Origin of the sequence: Microlunatus speluncae, assembly GCF_009299835.1 — a bacterium.
Lineage (GTDB): Bacteria > Actinomycetota > Actinomycetes > Propionibacteriales > Propionibacteriaceae > Microlunatus > Microlunatus speluncae.
Window position 1 is genome coordinate 312,979 of the sequence record NZ_VKCZ01000021.1, and the last position, 18,312, is coordinate 331,290.

Annotated in this window: 15 protein-coding genes; 12 read left to right on the top strand and 3 right to left on the bottom strand. The window is 68.8% G+C overall.

Going from position 1 to position 18,312, the window contains the following annotated elements; all coding sequences use genetic code 11:
- Nucleotides 1-41: 41 nt before the first annotated feature.
- On the top strand, nt 42-788 hold the full coding sequence (locus tag FNH24_RS30955) for a winged helix-turn-helix transcriptional regulator (protein WP_152366104.1): 747 nt from the start codon (nt 42-44) through the stop codon (nt 786-788).
- Nucleotides 789-884: 96 nt separating this feature from the next.
- Here the strand turns inward: FNH24_RS30955 and FNH24_RS30960 are convergent, their stop codons facing one another.
- Nucleotides 885-1,472, bottom strand: coding sequence for a hypothetical protein (locus FNH24_RS30960; protein WP_170304547.1), 588 nt, complete (start codon nt 1,470-1,472; stop codon nt 885-887).
- Nucleotides 1,473-1,505: 33 nt separating this feature from the next.
- Here FNH24_RS30960 and mshD point away from each other — a divergent pair, with 33 nt between their 5' ends.
- The 9 genes from mshD to FNH24_RS31005 all read left to right on the top strand — a co-directional run bounded on the left by mshD (nt 1,506) and on the right by FNH24_RS31005 (nt 13,354).
- A complete protein-coding gene (gene mshD / locus FNH24_RS30965) occupies nt 1,506-2,414 on the top strand; it encodes a mycothiol synthase (RefSeq protein ID WP_217428646.1) in 909 nt (302 codons plus the stop codon).
- A gap of 110 nt (nt 2,415-2,524) precedes the next feature.
- Nucleotides 2,525-4,720: an RNA degradosome polyphosphate kinase gene (locus tag FNH24_RS30970; protein WP_152366107.1), complete on the top strand. Its 2,196-nt coding sequence runs from the start codon at nt 2,525-2,527 to the stop codon at nt 4,718-4,720.
- 41 nt (nt 4,721-4,761) lie between these two features.
- Nucleotides 4,762-5,685: an NUDIX hydrolase gene (locus tag FNH24_RS30975; protein WP_152366108.1), complete on the top strand. Its 924-nt coding sequence runs from the start codon at nt 4,762-4,764 to the stop codon at nt 5,683-5,685.
- A 115-nt stretch (nt 5,686-5,800) separates the two neighbouring features.
- The gene (locus FNH24_RS30980) at nt 5,801-6,916 is read left to right on the top strand and encodes a phosphate ABC transporter substrate-binding protein PstS (RefSeq protein ID WP_152366109.1); all 1,116 of its coding nucleotides are present in this window, start codon (nt 5,801-5,803) and stop codon (nt 6,914-6,916) included.
- An 85-nt stretch (nt 6,917-7,001) separates the two neighbouring features.
- Complete coding sequence (gene pstC, locus FNH24_RS30985) at nt 7,002-7,976, top strand: phosphate ABC transporter permease subunit PstC (protein WP_246187159.1); 975 nt, start codon at nt 7,002-7,004, stop codon at nt 7,974-7,976.
- On the top strand, nt 7,976-9,034 hold the full coding sequence (gene pstA / locus FNH24_RS30990) for a phosphate ABC transporter permease PstA (protein WP_152366111.1): 1,059 nt from the start codon (nt 7,976-7,978) through the stop codon (nt 9,032-9,034). The genes pstC and pstA overlap by 1 nt, the downstream gene beginning before the upstream one ends.
- Before the next feature lie 34 nt (nt 9,035-9,068).
- Nucleotides 9,069-9,848: a phosphate ABC transporter ATP-binding protein PstB gene (pstB, locus tag FNH24_RS30995; protein WP_152366112.1), complete on the top strand. Its 780-nt coding sequence runs from the start codon at nt 9,069-9,071 to the stop codon at nt 9,846-9,848.
- Between the two features lie 75 nt (nt 9,849-9,923).
- Nucleotides 9,924-10,883: a DUF2510 domain-containing protein gene (locus tag FNH24_RS31000; RefSeq protein WP_152366113.1), complete on the top strand. Its 960-nt coding sequence runs from the start codon at nt 9,924-9,926 to the stop codon at nt 10,881-10,883.
- A 158-nt stretch (nt 10,884-11,041) separates the two neighbouring features.
- Nucleotides 11,042-13,354 carry a sialidase family protein gene (locus FNH24_RS31005; protein WP_152366114.1) on the top strand — a complete coding sequence of 771 codons (2,313 nt, stop codon included), beginning with the start codon at nt 11,042-11,044 and terminating at the stop codon, nt 13,352-13,354.
- A gap of 1,265 nt (nt 13,355-14,619) precedes the next feature.
- Here FNH24_RS31005 and FNH24_RS31010 read toward each other — a convergent pair.
- Together FNH24_RS31010 and FNH24_RS31015 are read right to left on the bottom strand one after the other, a co-directional pair.
- Nucleotides 14,620-15,846: a glycoside hydrolase family 3 N-terminal domain-containing protein gene (locus tag FNH24_RS31010; RefSeq protein ID WP_152366115.1), complete on the bottom strand. Its 1,227-nt coding sequence runs from the start codon at nt 15,844-15,846 to the stop codon at nt 14,620-14,622.
- A 50-nt stretch (nt 15,847-15,896) separates the two neighbouring features.
- Entirely contained in the window at nt 15,897-16,445 is a 549-nt protein-coding gene (locus FNH24_RS31015; RefSeq protein ID WP_152366116.1) for a helix-turn-helix domain-containing protein, read from the bottom strand.
- 54 nt (nt 16,446-16,499) lie between these two features.
- On the opposite strand from FNH24_RS31015, the gene FNH24_RS31020 reads away from it, so the two are divergent.
- Both FNH24_RS31020 and FNH24_RS31025 read left to right on the top strand, forming a co-directional pair.
- Entirely contained in the window at nt 16,500-17,489 is a 990-nt protein-coding gene (locus FNH24_RS31020) for an ABC transporter ATP-binding protein (RefSeq protein ID WP_152366117.1), read from the top strand.
- Complete coding sequence (locus FNH24_RS31025) at nt 17,486-18,280, top strand: ABC-2 transporter permease (RefSeq protein WP_152366118.1); 795 nt, start codon at nt 17,486-17,488, stop codon at nt 18,278-18,280. Before FNH24_RS31020 ends, FNH24_RS31025 begins: the two co-directional genes overlap by 4 nt.
- The last annotated feature ends 32 nt before the right edge of the window (nt 18,281-18,312 follow it).

An 18,312-nucleotide genomic window follows, 5' to 3' on the forward strand; every position in this document is an offset into this window, starting at 1 on the left:
GGGTCAGAATGGGCGGACCGGGGACGCAGAAGGAGACCGCCATGGCCACCCTCTTGTTGTTGACGAACGACACGAGCGCGTCCGCGGAAATCCTGCCGGCGTTGGAATTGCTGCCGCATCAGGTGAAGGTCGCGCCGGCCGAGGCGACCGCCCTGCTCGATGCTCCGGCGGCCGAGGTGATCCTGCTCGACGCCCGCCGGGACCTGGTCGGGGCCCGCTCGCTGTGCCGGCTGATCGGCGCCACCGGCAAGGACAGCCCGTTGCTGGTGATCGCCAGCGAGGGCGGACTGCCGGCGCTCTCGTCCGACTGGGGATTCGACGATCTGCTGCTGAGCACCGCCGGCCCGGCCGAGGTCGACGTCCGGCTCCGGCTGGCCCTGGCGCCGCTGGGCGCGACCACCACCGAACCGCTGATCGACACCGGTCCGATCGTGATCGACGAGGCGGCCTACTCGGCCAAGCTCAACGGCGAACAGATCGACCTCACCTACACCGAGTTCGAGCTGCTGAAGTATCTGGCCCAGCATCCGGGCCGGGTGTTCAGCCGGCAGCAGTTGCTCAGCGACGTCTGGGGCTACGACTACTACGGCGGCACCCGGACTGTCGACGTGCATGTCCGGCGACTCCGAGCCAAGCTCGGCCCCGAGTACGAAGCCGTGATCGGGACCGTCCGCAATGTGGGCTACCGGTTCGTCATTCAGCCCGAGCGCAAGCGTGATCATGACAACGACGTCCAGGACGGCGACCGGGCCGAGGAACCGAGCCTGGCCGAGGCCGACGGCTCCTAGGCCGCGGGTCGGACGGTCGGAAAGCCTAAGACCGGCGCGATCTGGACTGCCCTTCGACAGGCTCAGGGAACGGAACAAGCCAGCTCAGGGACGGATTCAGGTCGGACGCGAGCCGCGCCGGGCCCGGACCCGTTCCCGCTCGATCAGGCGGCGCATGTGCGCCGGGATGGTCCCGGGCGGACCGGCGGTGCGCAGGTATTGCACGCCGGCGAGCACCTGGCCGCCGATCGCGAAGGCGAGGCCGAGCGCGGTGAACACGGCTGAGGTGGAGGACCAGCCCGACTCCCGGCTTGCCGCCATCGCGGCGAAGAGGGCGAGCAGCACCACCAGGTACGAGACCCAGTGCGCCAGGTAGGAGATCAGCGCGAGCCGGTTCAGGTCGCGGTCGGGGCCGCTGCGCCACTCCGCGAACGCCAGTTGCCAGCAGACCAGCTGGAACCCGGCGATGGCGAGCAGCAGCACGCCGGCGACGAGGGCGGTGATCACCCAGGCCCGGGTCGGCCCGAGACCGGCGAAGATCGGGAACGTCGCCAGCGCGACCACATCGAACAGCACGGCGACCGCGGCCACCGCGACCCCGATCCGGGTCAGCCGCAGATGAGGTCGCATCCGCTGCACGGCAGCGTCCTGCGCCGCGGTCCCGTACTCGGTGATCTGGTCGGGTCGGTATTCCTCGTCCAGCATGGGGGTCAGCATAGGCCCGATAGCCTTGCCCCCGTGACACCCCGATCCACCCGCACCGACCGTACGACAGCCCTGTCCTCCGACCAGCGGTCGGACGTGCGGCGGCTGGTCGAGGAAGCCACGGCGGACGACGGATTCAGCGCGCTCAACGAGGCCGCCGAGCTGGCGCTCGCTGAGGCCGGCTCGGAGCACGCGGTCGACCATCTGCTGGCCGTCGACGGCGACCGGCTGGTCGGCTATGGGCAACTGCTCGATGCCACCGGCAGCCTGGTGGTGCATCCCGATCATCGCCGGCACGGCACCGGCAGCGCTCTGCTGGCCGAGTTGATCACGCTCGGCCGGGCCCGCGGTGCCGGGCCTGTCGCGTTCTGGGCGACCCGGGACACCACCGCCGCCCGGGCCCTGGCCGAGCGCCACGGGCTGACCCGGCAGCGCGAGTTGTTGATCATGAAGCGACCACTGACCGAGCCGGTCGCGCCGGCCCCGATCCCCACCGGGATTGAGATCCGAGCCTTCCAGGTCGGGGTCGACGAAGCTCAGTGGCTGACAGTCAACCGGCGCGCGTTCGCCCACCACCCGGAGCAGGGCGCGATCACCCGCGCCGATCTTGATCAACGGATCGGTCAGGACTGGTTCGACCCGGCCGGCTTCCTGGTGGCGACCGACGGCGACACCATGATCGGCTTCCACTGGACCAAGCAGCATCCCGGCACCCTCGGCGAGGTGTACGTGATCGGCGTCGACCCGGACCGGTCCGGCGGCGGGATCGGATCCGCGCTGCTGACCCGGGGGCTGATCCACCTGGCCGAGCGCGGCGACGACGAGGTGATCCTCTACACCGAGGGTGAGAATGCCGGGGCGATCGCGCTCTATCAGCGCACCGGGTTCACGATAGACACCCGGGATGTCATGTATTCCACGACGGCGATTCATGGTGGGTGATTACGATGCGATTCGGGGGAGCGATTCACGGGGGACCAGGCGGCATCATCGAGCGGTTCCGCCGGTATCGCGGCCGCTTGGCGGAGCAGGAAGTCGAGAAGGGTGCTGCCATGAGCGCTGGCGAGTACGACACCGGTCTGGCTGACGAGTTCGACGAGGGTCCGGCGCGGGACGTGCCCGACCTGCTGCCGTCGGCCCCGGAACTCCCCTCCGACCGGTTCCTGGATCGTGAGCTGTCCTGGCTCGCCTTCAACAACCGGGTGCTCGACCTGGCCCGGGACGCCGACCGGATCCCGCTGCTGGAGCGGGCCAAGTTCCTGGCGATCTTCGCCAACAACCTGGACGAGTTCTACATGGTCCGGGTGGCCGGGCTGAAGCGCCGGATAGCGGCCGGCGTCGCCGTACCGACGATCAGCGGAATGATGCCGCGCGAGGTGCACACCAAGATCCTCACCCGGACCCGGGAGCTGTTCGCCGAACAGTCCCGGATCTTCACCGCCGAGATCCGGCCGGAGCTGGCCAAGGAGGGCATCGAGATCCTGCGCTGGGACGAGCTCGAGCCGGCCGAGAAGGACCGGATGAACGAGCTCTTCGCGGAGCGGATCTTCCCGGTGCTGACGCCGCTGGCGGTCGATCCGTCGCACCCGTTCCCGTACATCTCCGGGCTGTCGATCAACCTCGCCGTGATGGTCCGCAACCCGACCACCGGGTCGCGGCAGTTCGCCCGGGTCAAGGTGCCGAACGTGCTGCCGCGGTTCCTGCAGCTGGCCGAGGGCCGCTACGTCCCGCTGGAGGACGTGATCGCCCGGCATCTGGACCAGTTGTTCAGCGGGATGCAGGTGGTCGGCCACTACACCTTCCGGGTGACCCGGAACGAGGACGTCGAGGTCGAGGAGGACGACGCCGAAAACCTGCTGGTCGCGCTGGAGAAGGAGCTGCTGCGGCGCAAGATCGGCCGGCCGCCGGTGCGGCTCGAGGTCGAGGACGACATCGACCCGAAGCTGCTGGAGTTGTTGATCTCCGAGCTGGACATCAGCGAGAAGGAGGTCTTCCTGCTGCCGGCCCCGCTCGACCTGGGCGGGCTGTTCTCGCTGACCGGGGTCGACCGCGCCGAGCTGAAATACCCGGCCTTCCTGCCGGCCACCCATCCGCACCTGGCCGAGGTGGAGACGTCGAAGCCGGCCGACCTGTTCGCGGCGCTGAAGCAGCGCGACGTGCTGCTGCACCATCCGTACGACTCCTTCGCCACCAGCGTGCAGCGGTTCATCGAGCAGGCGGCCGACGACCCACACGTGCTGGCGATCAAGCAGACGCTCTACCGGACCTCCGGTGATTCGCCGATCATCGACGCGTTGATCGAGGCGGCGGAGGCCGGCAAGCAGGTGCTCGCGGTGATCGAGATCAAGGCCCGGTTCGACGAGTCGGCCAACATCGCCTGGGCCCGCCGGCTGGAGCAGCACGGCTGCCACGTCGTCTACGGCATGGTCGGGCTGAAGACCCACTGCAAGCTGTCGATGGTGGTCCGCGACGAGCCGGACGGCCTGCGTCGCTACGCCCACATCGGCACCGGCAACTACAACCCGAAGACGGCCCGGCAGTACGAGGACATGGGCCTGCTCACCGCCAACCCGATCGTCACCGACGACATCGGCCGGCTGTTCAACCACCTGTCCGGGATCAGCCAGGAAACCCAGTACCGGCGGCTGCTGGTCGCGCCGGACGGGGTCCGGACCGGGCTGATGGAACGGATCAGCGCCGAGATCGACAACCAGCGCGCCGGCCGGCCCGCGGGGATCAAGATCAAGGTCAATTCGCTGGTCGACGAGGCGATCGTGGACGGTCTCTACCGGGCGTCCCAGGCCGGTGTCCCGGTCGACCTGTGGGTCCGCGGCATCTGCACGCTGCGGCCCGGCGTGCCCGGGCTGAGCGAAAACATCCGGGTCCGCAGCATTCTCGGCCGGTTCCTCGAGCACAGCCGGATGTTCTGGTTCGCCGCCGCCGGCGAACCGACGGTCGGCATCGGCTCGGCCGACCTGATGCACCGCAACCTTGATCGCCGGGTCGAGGTGCTGGCGTCGATCACCAACCCGGCCCACGTCCAGGAGATCACCAACCTGTTCGATCTCGCCTTCGACGACGGTACGGTCTGCTGGCTGCTGGACTCCGACGGCCGGTGGATGCCGCGGACCACCGACGACGAGGGCCGCCCGCTGCTCGACCTGCAGGAGTATCTGATCAACGCCAAGACCCGGCGGCGACCGAACTCTCCGTCGGAGCTGCCCACGCGAGACGCAACGGGGCACTGAGCTATGCCGGCCAGCCGCGCCGAGCCCGGCTCGCGCCGATCATGATCACCGCCGCGGGCACCGTGATCACCCGCCGGGTCGACGGCGAGGTCGAGGTGGCGGTCGTGCACCGACCCCGGTACGCGGATTGGTCGCTGCCCAAGGGCAAACCGCGGCCGTCGGAATCGCTGCCGGCCTGTGCGGTCCGCGAGACCGCCGAGGAGACCGGCCTGACGGTCCGGCTCGGCGCACCGCTGGACTCCGCGCGCTATCCGGTCGGGGACCGGGCCAAGCGGGTCGACTACTGGCGGGCCGAAGTGCTGGCGGCCGAGCCGTTCCGGCCGGGTGACGAGGCGGACGAGCTGGGCTGGTGGCCGGTCCGCGACGCCGCCACCAGGCTCAGTTACGGCCATGACCGATTCCTGGTCGAGCAGCTGGCCGAGCTGCCGGACACGGTGCCGATGATCATCGTCCGGCATGCCAAGGCGATGGACCGTGGCGATTGGTCCAAGGCCGATCTGGCCCGGCCGATCATCGCCCTCGGCCGCCGGCAGGCCCAGGTGCTGAGCCCGCTGCTCGCCGCCTACCGGGTGGACCGGTTGATCAGTTCGCCGGCGATCCGTTGCGTCAGCACCCTGCAGCCGTACGCCGGCGACCGGCACCTGGAGATCGTTCAGGTGCCGGAGCTGACCGAGGAGCGCGGCACCGACGATCCCGACGGCGTCGCCGCGGTGATCACCGCGCTGGCCCGGCGGACGGTGGCGGAACGGGTGCCGGTCGCGCTGTGTGTGCACCGTCCGGTGCTGCCGCACATCCTGGCCGCCCTCGACCTGCCGGAGCGGACCCTGCGGACGGCCGAACTGATCGTGGCCCACCTCCGCGTCGACGGCGAGAGCGGTCCGGACCGGCCCGCTCCGGCGGACCGAGCCGATCATGATCTCAGCCCGTACATCTGGGCGGTGGAACTGCACCGCGCGCAGCCGTGACGACATCTGTCGTTCACGATCCGTTCACCTTTGTGCGCCAGTTGCTTCACAACTCGCTCCTACTGTCGGTGGCGTCAGGGCCGACTCATGTTCACTTGCCCAAGAGGGGAACCTTGTGAAGATCTCACGTCTCGGCGCATCCGTCGCCGTACTCACCGCGCTGTCGTTGGGCCTCACGGCCTGTGCGGCCAACGAGGCGCCGCCCAGCGGGACGCCCGGGAGCACGAGCAACGCCGGTCCCGCGCTCTCCGGTCAGCTGACCGGCATCGGGGCCTCGTCGATGGCGAGCGCGCAGGAGACCTGGAGCGCCGAGTTCCAGACGAAGAACAGCGGCGTCACGATCAACTACTCGCCGGATGGCTCCGGTGCCGGCCGCGAGGCGTTCGCCGGGGGCGGCGCCGACTTCGCCGGCTCGGACCGCGCGCTGAAGGCCGAAGAGGCCCTCGCGGCCGCGTTGGGCAGCTCCCGCTGCGCGCCGGACACCAACGCGATCGACCTGCCCGTCTACATCTCGCCGATCGCGATCATCTTCAACCTGGAGGGCGTGACCGACCTCAACCTCGACGCCTCGACGGTGGCGCAGATCTTCTCCGGCAAGATCACCAAGTGGAACGATCCCAAGATCGCCGGCCAGAACGACGGCGTGACGCTGCCCGACGCCAACATCACCGCCGTGCACCGCGCCGACGACTCGGGCACCACGGAGAACTTCACCGACTACCTGAACGTGCTCGCGCCGGCCGACTGGCCGCACGAGCCGGACGGCGTCTGGCCGATCAAGGGCGGCGAGGCCGCACCGCAGACCTCCGGCATGGTGGACGCGGTGACCAACGGCACCGGCACCATCGGTTACGCCGACGCCTCCCGCGCCGGTGATCTCGGCGTGGCCAAGATCAAGGTCGGCGAGGAGTACGTCGAGTACAGCCCGGAGAAGGCGGCCGCCGTGGTCGAGGAGTCGCCGCTGGACACCGAGGGTGGCCGAAGCGAGCACGACCTGGCCGTGAAGCTGGACCGCAAGGCCACCGGCGACGTCTACCCGATCGTCCTGGTCTCCTACGCGATCGCCTGCGAGAAGTACCAGGACGCCAAGACCGCCGAACTGGTCAAGGCCTACCTCGGCTACATCGCTTCGAGCGAAGGCCAGTCCGCGGCCGCGGAGAAGGCCGGAGCGGCCCCGCTGTCGTCCGAACTGTCGACCAAGGTCGCGGCCTCGATCGCAGCCATTTCCTGATCATCGAGCGAGGCGCCGGCGGTTTGTTCCGGGGACGGGGATTACCATGACTCAAACCTCAGCTTCGTCGACTCAGAGGGGCTCCTTGTCCGACTCCACCGCTACGCCCTCGGACCGCCCGGATCAGCCGGACCGTCCGCGGGCGGCCCGGGAGGTCCGGCGGATCGGCGACCAGATCTTCAAGGGGCTGTCCACCGGGTCCGGGATCGTGATCTTGGCGATCCTGGCCCTGGTGGCGGCCTTCCTGGTCGCCCAGGGCGTGCCGGCGCTCGTGTCACCGATCGAAGATCTGCAGTACAAGCTGCCCTTCCTCGAATATGTGGCACCGTTCGCGTTCGGCACCGTCTGGGCCGCGCTGCTGGCGCTGCTGATGGCGGTGCCGGTGTCGATCGGGATCGCCTTGTTCATCTCGCACTACGCACCGCGCCGGCTGGCCACCGGGCTCGGTTACGTGGTCGACCTGCTGGCGGCGGTGCCGTCGGTGGTCTTTGGCCTGTGGGGCATCGGTGTGCTGGCGCCGCTGATGCAGCCCATCTATCGCTGGCTGGAAACCAACGCCGGTTGGTTCCCGCTGTTCGCCGGCCAGGCCTCCGGCACCGGCCGAACGATCTTCACCGCGGCGATCGTGCTGGCGGTGATGATCCTGCCGATCGTCACCGCGCTGTCCCGCGAGGTGTTCCTGCAGACGCCGCGGCTGCATGAGGAGGCGGCCCTCGCTCTCGGCGCCACCCGCTGGGAAATGATCAAGATGGCCGTGCTGCCGTTCTCCCGGTCCGGCATCATCTCGGCCTCGATGCTCGGCCTCGGCCGAGCCCTCGGTGAGACGATGGCCGTGGCGATGGTGCTGTCCCCGTCGACGGTGATCAGCTTCGTGTTGATCAGCTCGACCAATCCGAACACGATCGCGGCCAACATCGCGCTCAGCTTCCCGGAGTCGTACAACCTGGGTGTGAATCAGCTGATCGCCACCGGCCTGGTGCTGTTCGTGATCACTCTCGCGGTGAACATGATCGCCCGCTGGATCGTCAGCCGGCGCAAGGAATTCTCGGGGGCCAACTGATGTCTACGATCACCGCGCCGGCACGGCGCAATCTCTACACCGCCGGCAAGCTGCCCGGCTGGACCATGCCGGTAGTGCTCGCCGCCGCGCTGATCCTGACCGGCCTGCTGTTCGCCGCCCTCGGCACGTTCGGGCTGGCTCAGGTCGTCATCTGCGGCGCCATCCTGTTCACCGTGGCCATGGTCCTGATCTCCGGCGCGGTCGAGGGCAGCCGCAAGGCGAAGGACCGGCTGGCGACCATCCTGGTCACCTCGGCCTTCTGTCTGGCCCTGTTGCCCCTGGTCTCGGTGGTCTTCGAGGCCGTGTCGCAGGGGATCCCGCGCTTCGACCTGCAGTTCTTCACCTACTCGATGCGGAGCATCGTCGGCGCGGGTGGCGGCGCCGTGCACGCGATCACCGGCACCTTGTGGACGACCGGCATCGCGGCGGTGATCTCGGTGCCGATCGGCATCCTGGCCGCCATCTACCTGGTCGAGTACGGCCGCGGTCGGCTGGCCAAGGGCATCACCTTCTTCGTCGACGTGATGACCGGCATCCCGTCGATCGTCGCCGGCCTGTTCGCGTACGCGCTGTTCGTGATCATCTTCGGCCCGGGCACCAAGACCGCCCTGGCCGGCGCGGTCGCGCTGAGTGTGCTGATGATCCCGATCGTCGTCCGCGCCGCCGAGGAGATGCTGCGGCTGGTGCCGAACGAGCTGCGCGAGGCCTCCTACGCGCTCGGCGTGCCGAAGTGGCGCACCGTGGTGCGGGTGGTGCTGCCGACCTCGCTGGCCGGACTGATCACCGGCGTGATGCTGGCGGTCGCCCGGGTGATCGGCGAGACGGCCCCGCTGCTGATCGCCTCCGGGTTCACCCAGAGCATGAACACCAATCCGGTCAGCGGCCCGATGATGACGCTGCCGGTGTTCGTCTTCCGCTCCTATGCCGACCAGGGCCAGGACGCGCAGGCGTACCTGGACCGGGCCTGGACCGGAGCCCTGACGTTGATCTTGATCGTGATGCTGCTCAACCTGACCGCGCGGCTGATCGCCTCCCGGTTCGCACCCAAGGGCCAGTAGGCCCCGAGCCGGTAGACCCAGAGGAGTTCGAGACATGTCCAAGCGGATCGAGGTCAGCGACCTCAACGTGTACTACGGCAAGTTCAAGGCGGTGGAGGGGGTCACCCTCACCGTCGAACCGCGCACCGTGACCGCCTTCATCGGCCCGTCCGGCTGCGGCAAGTCGACGTTCATCCGGACGCTGAACCGGATGCACGAGGTGATCCCCGGCGCGTACGTCGAGGGCCAGGTGATGCTGGACGGCGACAACCTGTACGGGCCCGGCGTCGACCCGGTCCGGGTCCGCCGAACCGTCGGCATGGTGTTCCAGCGGCCGAACCCGTTCCCGACGATGTCGATCAAGGAAAACGTGCTGGCCGGCGTTCGGCTGAACGGGCAGCGCCTCTCCGGCGCCGCCGCCGACGAGCTGACCGAGCGGGCGCTCAAGGGCGCGAACCTGTGGAACGAGGTCAAGGACCGGCTCAACTCCCCCGGCTCCGGGCTGTCCGGCGGTCAGCAGCAGCGGCTCTGCATCGCCCGGGCGATCGCCGTCCAGCCCGAGGTGATCTTGATGGACGAGCCGTGCTCGGCCCTGGACCCGATCTCCACGATCGCGATCGAGGACCTGATCGGTCAGCTCAAGGAGCGCTACACGGTGGTGATCGTCACCCACAACATGCAGCAGGCCGCCCGGGTCAGCGACCAGACCGCGTTCTTCAACCTGGCCGCCCAGGGCAAACCGGGCCGGCTGGTGGAGATCGGCTCGACCGAGAAGATCTTCTCCAACCCCGACGAGAAGGCGACCGAGGACTACATCACCGGTCGCTTCGGCTGAGCCGCCACCTGTGAAGATCCTGTCCATCCGGCGCCGCGGTCCGAGCGGCGGCCTCCGAGCACCTAAACTGACCCCGTGAGTGGTGCGCAGCCAGGTTGGTATCCGGATCCGGGCGGCGGCCAGGGGCTCTATCGCTACTGGGATGGCCGTGCTTGGTCCGCCGCGACCACGCCGAACCCGAACGCGGCTCCCCCGTCCGCCGGCTTCACCGGATCGTCGGCGACGTCCGGCACGCCCGGACAGCAGAGCGCCGGCCAGCCGGGTGGCGGTCAGCCGGGCCAGCAGGCGTACGGTCAGCAGGCCGGTGGCTACGCGGCGTATCAGCAGGCGGCGAAGAAGAAGTCGCCGGTCGGCTGGTGGATCGGCGCCGGCGCGCTCGTCGTCGTGCTGATCATCGTCGGCATCCTGGTGATCCGCGGTATCAGCGGCGGCGGCGGTCCGACCGCCAACCCGGGCGGCCAGGGCCCGCAGGACATCTGTCCGGCCGAGCCGACGGACCAACCGTCCGCGCCGGAGGACCAGGGTGACGGCCGGGTCCATGGCGGGCCGCTGTCGTACCCGACGCTGCCCAGCCCGTGGGGTGCCCCGCAGCCCGATCCGCGGCTGCCGTTCGGCTCCGACGTGGCCGTGCAGAGCGTGACCATCGAGCCGAACTATGCGCCCGGCAGCAGTTGGGTCGCCTCGGTCCTGATCGGGAAGCTGAATGCCGGCGACGGCTTCTACACCCCGGAGCAGGGTTCCGAGATCGTGGTCAAGTGCATCCTCGGCAAGTTCTACAGCGACAACCCGGTGCAGAGCTCGGTGAAGGTCAACAAGGCCACCGAGATCGACGGCCACGAGGCCTGGCTGGTCGAGTCCCAGCTGAGCTTCGACATCAAGGGCCTGCAGACCAAGGGCGAGCTGTTGATCGTCGCGATCGTCGCCACCGGCTCCGAGGACGGCTCGGCGGGAATCTTCTACGCCTCGATCCCGGACAACGCCAAGGAACTGATCCCGCCCGCCCGCGAGGCGTTGAAGAACCTCACCATCAGCTGACCGGCTGCCGGGCCCCGCGGACAGTGCCCCGGGTGAATTCGTACCGGTGGATCGGTTCTGCGTGCAGGCTGTTGACATGGAACGTTCGGCTGACCATGCTTCTGAGCGTCTGGAACGTTGTTCCACGTGTGCACGTGCGATGAAGCGTGAGGTGTGCGATGCCGCTACTGTCCCGAGTTCTCCGAAGCCGCGGCAGCGCCGCGATCGGTGGCTTCGCCGCCGCCGTCCTGATCGCCATGCTGCCGGGATCGGTCCCGGTCGCCTCCATCGGCGGCTCGCTGCCGATCGTCGGTGACGAGCTGGCCGCCGGTGACGGCGCCGACCCGAACGGTTACGCGTTCGGCACCGGATCGCACTGGAACGTGCTGAACTGGGGCCCCGGCGAGGTCGCGGCCGTGCCCGCGTCGTTCTCGATGAACACCGTCGACAAGTCCGGCCGCACGGTGAAGAAGATCTTCGTCAGCAGCGGCGCCAATCCCGACGTGGGTTCGGCGGCGTCGATCAACAACATGGCGGTCTCCGAGGACTCCGGCAAGAAGTTCCTCGAGGCCCAGCGGGACTATCCGCTGCAGGCACTGAACATGGGCCGACTGCGCGACGGCAGCCTGATCTCGATCGACTTCATTCCGGAGTGGACCGACGCGAGCCACAAGACGACGGATCTGAAGATCTGGAAGTCCACCGACAACGGCAGGACCTGGGACCCGTCGCGGGGCATCTTCACCCCGTCGCCGGGACGGACGATCGGCCCGATGAGCAACGGCCTCCGGGTCCATCGGAGGGTGATCGAACTGGCCGACGGAACGATCATGGTCCCCGCCTACACCAACTTCGCCGAGACCAGGTCCACCACGACCAGCATCATCCTGCAGTCGACCGATAGGGGAAAGACCTGGACGATGCGGTCGGAGATCAAGGCTCCCGGCTCCGGGACGCCGCAGCGGCCGGGCACCAATGAGGTCGGCTGGACCTACACCGCCGACGGCCGGCTGATGGCGGTGCTGCGCGAGGTCGAGTTGCCGCAGGGCGAGGGAGAGGGCGCACTGGCCTTCCTCTGGGCCGCGTATTCCGACGACGACGGCCAGACCTGGACCGACGCGAAGCCGATCACCGGGCCGGACGGTCAGAAGGTGAACGGGATCTATCCCGACCCGGTGCTGCTGCCGAACGGGATGCTGCTGCTGGCGACCGGCCGCAAGGACGCACGCGCGCTGGCCAGCTACGACGGCAACGGCGAGAAGTGGGACGCCGAGACCACGGTGCTGGCCAACTACCCCTCCGAAGGTTTCAACGGCCGGTTCGACGGCACCAGCGGCAACACCAGCATCGAATCCGTCGGCAGCAACCGGGCCGTGCACTTCTACGATCAGTGCCATACCTGGGGCTGCGGCGCGTACAACCAGCAGTTCGGGATCAGCGCCAAGTACGTCGGCGCCGTCACCCCGGGGACCGGGCGGATCGACCTGGCCCGGCTGGTGCAGGACAAGCTCGCGACGATCACCGGCGACTTCGCCCCTGCCGACGCCACCCACCCGGAGCGCCGGCCGGCCGGAGCCGTCGACGGCAGCACCGAATTCGGCGCCGAGGCCGTCGTCCAGAAGTCCGGCCGCCCGGGCGAAATGATCATCAAGCTGGACCGGCCCTATCCGCTCGACCGGCTCGGCCTGATGCTCGGCCACGGCGAGGCGCAGTCCGCCGAGGTCTACCTCTCCGCCGACGGGAAGTCCTGGGGCCGGCCGGTGCACCGGGCCGACGGCTCCGACCGGGCCCTGAAGTACACCGACCTGCCGACGAAGGACGCCCAGTACGTCAAGCTCCGCGCCGGGTCGGCACAGCCGCTGACGGTGACCGAACTCGAGCTCTACGCCGGCGGCATCGACACCTTCGAGAACGAGCTGCCCTTCGCCGTCCCGCGCGGCTGGACCGACGCCTTCGGCTCCTGGGTCACCGACGTGCCCGACAACCTGGCCTACTCCGACATCGGCGGCTACCGCAGCTCGACCGCCCTCCGGCTCTGGGACAAGTGGACCGACCGCGAAGCCAAGATCAGCAAGACCCTCGACCCCGGCGCCGAACTCTCCCTCGACCTGAACTGGGCCACCACCGACTCGCGCGCACCCTTCACCGTGCGGGTCGAGGGCCGGAAAGGGTCGGACCCCGTGGCGCCGTGGGAGTTCCGACTCGTGAACGGGGCCAAGGCCACCGATCCGCTCGTCGTCGAGGCCCTGGTCGGCTCGACCTGGAAACCCTTGGGCAGCCTGCCCCGAGTCATCCCGGCTCGGAGCTACATCTCCTTGTCCCTGAAGGCCACCGCTGAGAGCGCGACCCTGACCGTCGATGGCAAGGCCTTCACCCATGCTACGCCGAACGGTGCCGTCGGTACCTTGCATCGGATCTCCTTCACCACTGGGGATCCTGAGGCCTATGGGGGGATCTACTACCTCGACAATGTACGGATTCGGACTTCCTAATCGATCTCCTCTTGGAGGGTGACTGCCGCGGTGGGGTCTGGGGGATAGGTGCGTGGGCAACCATCCGCCCGCGGGCAGCGGGTGTGCCGCTGCCGCAGTGTTGGCATCCGCGTGCTCCCGCCAGGCCCGTCCACGCCCACGCACCTATCCCCCAGACCCCACCGCTCCCTTTGGGAGCGACACACTTTTTTACCGCCTCAGCCGAGCGGAACCCTGGTATCTGCTACTGCCAAACCGAGCGCATAGCTGATCACGAGGGTTGTTCCGTTCCCTGAGCTTGTCGAAGGGCAGACCGGAAGAACGGACCTTGATCAATTGGCGCATCCGTCCTGCCCTTCGACAGGCTCAGGGAACGGAACAAACGCTCATGATCAACTCCACGCCCAACAACCGCTTGTTCCGTTCCCTGAGCCTGTCGAAGGGCAAGCCCGGCGGGTGCTTCTCTCCCGGGGCTGTCGGCATAACGGCCTCAAAGACGCGCCAAGGACGGATGGGGTGACGCGACCGGCAGGAATCTCGGCCGGCCACCGGTTAGGCGCTGGGGTCGGTGCGCTCCTCGAGTGGACGCTTTGGCCGCGGATCTACGCCGGGAAGCTGGCCAACCAGTCCACTCGCTGCACACCGGCGGGCGACCTCGTTCCGAACGGCCCTTCAGCCGCAGCCATGGGGGCCGGTTCGGCGCCACTTGCGGAGCGGCAACCCGACCATCGGTCTGGCAGCCATCGAGCTCGGCCACGCACCACGCCGACTCGAGGCTTTGTTCGTTCCCGTTCCCGGATCCACCGCTGAACTCGGTGCCCAGCCGAGATTCCTGCCGATCGCGTCACCCTGTCGGTCCTTGGCGCGTCTTTGAGGCCGTTAGGCCGACAGCCCCGGGGAGAGAAGCACCCGCCGGGCTTGCCCTTCGACAGGCTCAGGGAACGGAACAAGCGATCGCCTTCTCAGGCCGGAACAAGGGGATGCGATACCGCAGTTCCATGATCATCGGCGGATCCAGGTTCAGGGAACGAACAAGCCTTCGTGATCAGCTAAGCGCTCGGTTTGGCAGTCGGCAAGATCAGGGTTCCGCTCGGCTGAGGCGGTTAAAAAACGGGCAACGCAAAAGGGAGCGGGGACTGTTGGGGGTCTGTACGCGGGCGTGGACGGGCCTGGCGGGAGCACGCGGACGCTCAGACTGCGGCAGCGGCACCCATACTGGCCCGCGGGCGGATGGTTGCCCGCGTACAGACCCCCAACAGTCCCCGCGGGATGCCACCCCGATCAGATCAGGGACTACACGAGGCCAACCCGTGACGAGACTTGAGAGCAACGACCCGAGTCGCAGATTCAGTGATACGCGCATCGAAGGACTTGTCGGATTCGGCCTTGTCCTCCAAGGCTTCGGCCATGTCCTCGGCGTCGTCGGCGGCGCCGATGATCATCAGGTCTCCGCCGGCGGAGATGAAGCTGGTGGCGCGCTTCTCGGGGGAGAGGTCGGAGACTCCCTTGGCGGCGAGGTCGTCGGAGATCACGACGCCGTCGAAGTTGAGGCCTTCGCGGATCAGGCCGGTAATGATCTTCTTCGAGAAGACGGCCTGGTGATCGGGATCGATCTTGGAGTAGTAGGCGTTGGCGGCCATGATCATGTCGGCGCCGGCGTCGATTCCGGCGCGGAAGGCGGCGAAGCCGGGGTCGTCCTCGTCGGTGGTCGAGTCGGTCACCCGGTCGGTGAAGTCGGTGTTGCCACGGACCTTGCCCAGGCCGGGGAAGTGTTTCAGTGAGGTGGCGATGCCAGCCTTGTCCATACCTTCGACGAACGCGGCGACCTTCTGTCCGACCTTCTCGGGATCGGAGCCGTAACCGCGGTCCAGGCCGGCGATGGGTTCGTTGACGTCCTCGAGGCTCTTCGGCACGACGTCGGCGACCGGGGCCAGGTTGGCGTCGATGCCCGCCTTCTTCAGCTGTTCACCCCAGTTTTCGGCGTCGCCGCGCAGCTCGGAATCGGAGAGCTCGGCCTGCTCCTCGGCCGACGGCATGTCGTCGAAGCCGCTGCCGGAGAGGCGCTGCACCTGGCCGCCCTCCTGGTCGGCGGCGAGCAGGACGCCGATGCCGGACGGAGTCTTGATCGCCGCCCGGGCGTCGTCGGTGACCGCCTTGATCGCTCGGCGGCCACTGTCGGTGTTGCCCAGCAGCAGCACCGAGCCGGCGCGCACCTCGGCCAGCGTGTCCGCGGTGGACGAGCTGAGCCCGGACGAGTCGATCGCCACCATCAGCAGCTGGCCGATCCGCTCCTCACGGTTCAGACCCGCCACCACCGAGGCGCAGGTGGCCGCGGTCGGCGTCGGCGTACCCGATGGAGTGGGTGATTCCGGGATCGGGCTGTCCGGCGGGCTCGAGGCCGAGGTCGGCGTCGGCGAGGAGACCGGCGGGGCGTTGCCGCAGCCGGCGAGCAGGGCCAGGGCGGTGAGGGCGGCGAAGACGGAGGCCGGTCCGCGGCCGGCGATGCGAGTCACGAGCCCACCCTACGGAGGTCCGCGGCTTCGATCGCCGAGGCGAGCCGCGATCAGTCGCCGGGCAGCATGATCGTGGACAACATGAAGCGCCGCTTCGGCTCGTCCGCGGCATCGTCGTTGCCCGCAGGACGTTCACCGGGTTCGAGGAACGGGGTGAGCAGCGCGGCCATCCCGGCCCCCAGCTCGGCGAGCTCGGCCTCGGTCAGATAGAGCGCCGCCTGGGTGAAGCTGAGGTGATCGGCCTCCGGATCGATCCGGTCCCGGCCGAGATAGCGCTCGAAATCGGCGAGCAAACCGGCCGCGTAGGCGGTGAAGGCCGTCCGCAACTGTTCCGGACCCAATTCGCCCGAGTCGGAGATCGTCGGACGTTCCATCCGCAGCGCGTACGTCCGCTCGACCGTGCCCCGGACCCGGCGCTCGGCCACGACGTGCAGCACCTCGGCCTCGGCCAGGATCGCCACCTGGCGATAGAGCGTGGTGACCGGGATGTCGGCCAGCCGCTCGCGCAGCCCGGACGTCGTCAGCTCCCGGCCCATCAGCGCCTGGATGATCCGCCAGCGAATCGGGTGCAGCACCAGGTCAGCCCTCGACTCTTCCACCCGGCCAGTATTGCCAAGTTGAGATTATTTCCATACTTGGTAATAATTCCATACATGAACACAATCGCATCGGCGCTCGAGCTCGACCAGGGCGGCATCGTCGTCCGCGGCCTGACCAAGCGGTTCGGGTCGGTGTCCGCGGTCGACGACCTCAGCTTCGACGCGCGGCCGGGACAGGTGACCGGATTCCTCGGGCCGAACGGCTCCGGCAAATCGACGACCCTGCGGATGGTCCTCGGTTTGGTCCGGCCCGATGCCGGCGCGGCCACCCTCGGTGGCCGGGCCTATCGCGACCTGGCCCGGCCGACTGCGACGGCCGGAGCCGTGCTCGATCCGAACATCTCCCACCCCGCCTGCACCGGCTGGGACCACCTGATGATCTACGCCCGGATGAGCGGGCACGGCCGGAGCCGGGTCGCGGCCGTGGTCGACGAGCTGGAGCTCGGAGAGTTCGTCCGGCGCCGGACCGGCGGCTACTCCACCGGGATGCGGCAGCGGCTCAACCTGGCCACCGCTCTGCTCGGCGACCCGGCGATCCTGATCTTGGACGAGCCGTCCAACGGGCTGGATCCGCAGGGCATCGCCTGGCTCCGCCGGCTGCTCCGCCGCCTCGCCGCGGAGGGCCGCACGATCCTGATCTCCAGCCACGTGCTGAGCGAGGTGCAGCAGATCGTGGATCAGGTGATCATGATCAAGGAGGGCCGACTGGTCGGGGCCGGCACCATGATCGAGTTGACCGGTCGACTGCTGCCCGCGGTCGAGGTCCGGACCCCCGTCGCCGCCCGGCTGATCGAGGTCGTGACGGCGGAGCACGGCTCGGACCCGCAACTCGAGCTGCGGCCCGGGCCGACGCCGGACCGGCTGACGCTGCGCGGCCTGGACAACGAGCGGCTGGCCCGGCTGGCCCTGCGGCACGGGTTGCTGATCACCGAACTGACCAGCCGGCCGCCGAGCCTCGAGCAGCTCTTCCTCGACCTGACCACCGAGCCCGCCGGACCGGAGACCACAGTGACCACACCCCTGCAGAGCGGAGTGCCAGCATGATCAACTTGATCGCCGCCGAGATCCGGCGCCTGACCTCGACCCGGCTCTGGCTGCTGGCGCTGATCCTGGCCGTCACCTTCGGCGGTGGCATCGTCGCCCTGATCGCCCTGATCGGCCCGCACAACCTGCAGCCGCCACTGCCCGGCCTGGACACCCGGATCGGGGCGTCGACGATCCTCGGCCTGATCAGTATCACGATCTTCATCCCCGCCGTGTTCGGTACGGCAGCGGTGACCGGCGAATACCGGCACCGGACGATCACCCCGACCTTCCTGGCCGTGCCGCGCCGGTGGCGGATCCTGGTCGCGAAGTTGATCACCTTCGGCCTCGGCGGCCTCGGCTACGGCGCCGTGTCCGGCGGCGTCGCCGTGATCGGCCTGCTGGCCGCGGCCGGGTTGCACCGGACCCCGCTCGGGCTCGGCGCCGGCGATCTGGCCGGGTTCTTGATCCGGGTGATGCTGACCAGTGCGATCTACACCCTGATCGGGGTCGCGGTCGGCGCCCTGATCCGCAACCAGGTGCTCGCCGTCCTCGCCGTGCTGGGCTACTTCTACTTCCTGGAGATGTTGTTGATGATCATCCCCGGCGTGAACGCCCTCTATCCGTTCCTGCCCGGCGGCGCGACGTCGTCGCTGATCGGCTTCAGCTACCTGACCGATCAGCTCGGCGCTCAGCTGGGCTGGGTGACCCCGCTGTTGCCACCGATCGGCGCCGCCCTGGTGCTGCTCGGCTACGCGGCCGCGGCGTCCGTCGCCGCCGTCGCCCTGCCGCTGCGCCGCGACATCACCTGACCCCGCGCCGCCGTACCGGATCCCACAGTTCG

What these genes read in the sequence shown, in the direction of transcription:
- FNH24_RS31005 (WP_152366114.1), top strand. Translation starts at nt 11,042, where the DNA reads ATGCCGCTACTGTCCCGAGTTCTCCGAAGCCGCGGCAGCGCCGCGATC.
- pstB (WP_152366112.1), top strand. Translation starts at nt 9,069, where the DNA reads ATGTCCAAGCGGATCGAGGTCAGCGACCTCAACGTGTACTACGGCAAG.
- FNH24_RS30955 (WP_152366104.1), top strand. Translation starts at nt 42, where the DNA reads ATGGCCACCCTCTTGTTGTTGACGAACGACACGAGCGCGTCCGCGGAA.
- FNH24_RS31025 (WP_152366118.1), top strand. Translation starts at nt 17,486, where the DNA reads ATGATCAACTTGATCGCCGCCGAGATCCGGCGCCTGACCTCGACCCGG.
- FNH24_RS30960 (WP_170304547.1), bottom strand. Translation starts at nt 1,472, where the DNA reads ATGCTGGACGAGGAATACCGACCCGACCAGATCACCGAGTACGGGACC.
- FNH24_RS30970 (WP_152366107.1), top strand. Translation starts at nt 2,525, where the DNA reads ATGAGCGCTGGCGAGTACGACACCGGTCTGGCTGACGAGTTCGACGAG.
- FNH24_RS30975 (WP_152366108.1), top strand. Translation starts at nt 4,762, where the DNA reads ATGATCACCGCCGCGGGCACCGTGATCACCCGCCGGGTCGACGGCGAG.
- FNH24_RS31020 (WP_152366117.1), top strand. Translation starts at nt 16,500, where the DNA reads ATGAACACAATCGCATCGGCGCTCGAGCTCGACCAGGGCGGCATCGTC.
- pstA (WP_152366111.1), top strand. Translation starts at nt 7,976, where the DNA reads ATGTCTACGATCACCGCGCCGGCACGGCGCAATCTCTACACCGCCGGC.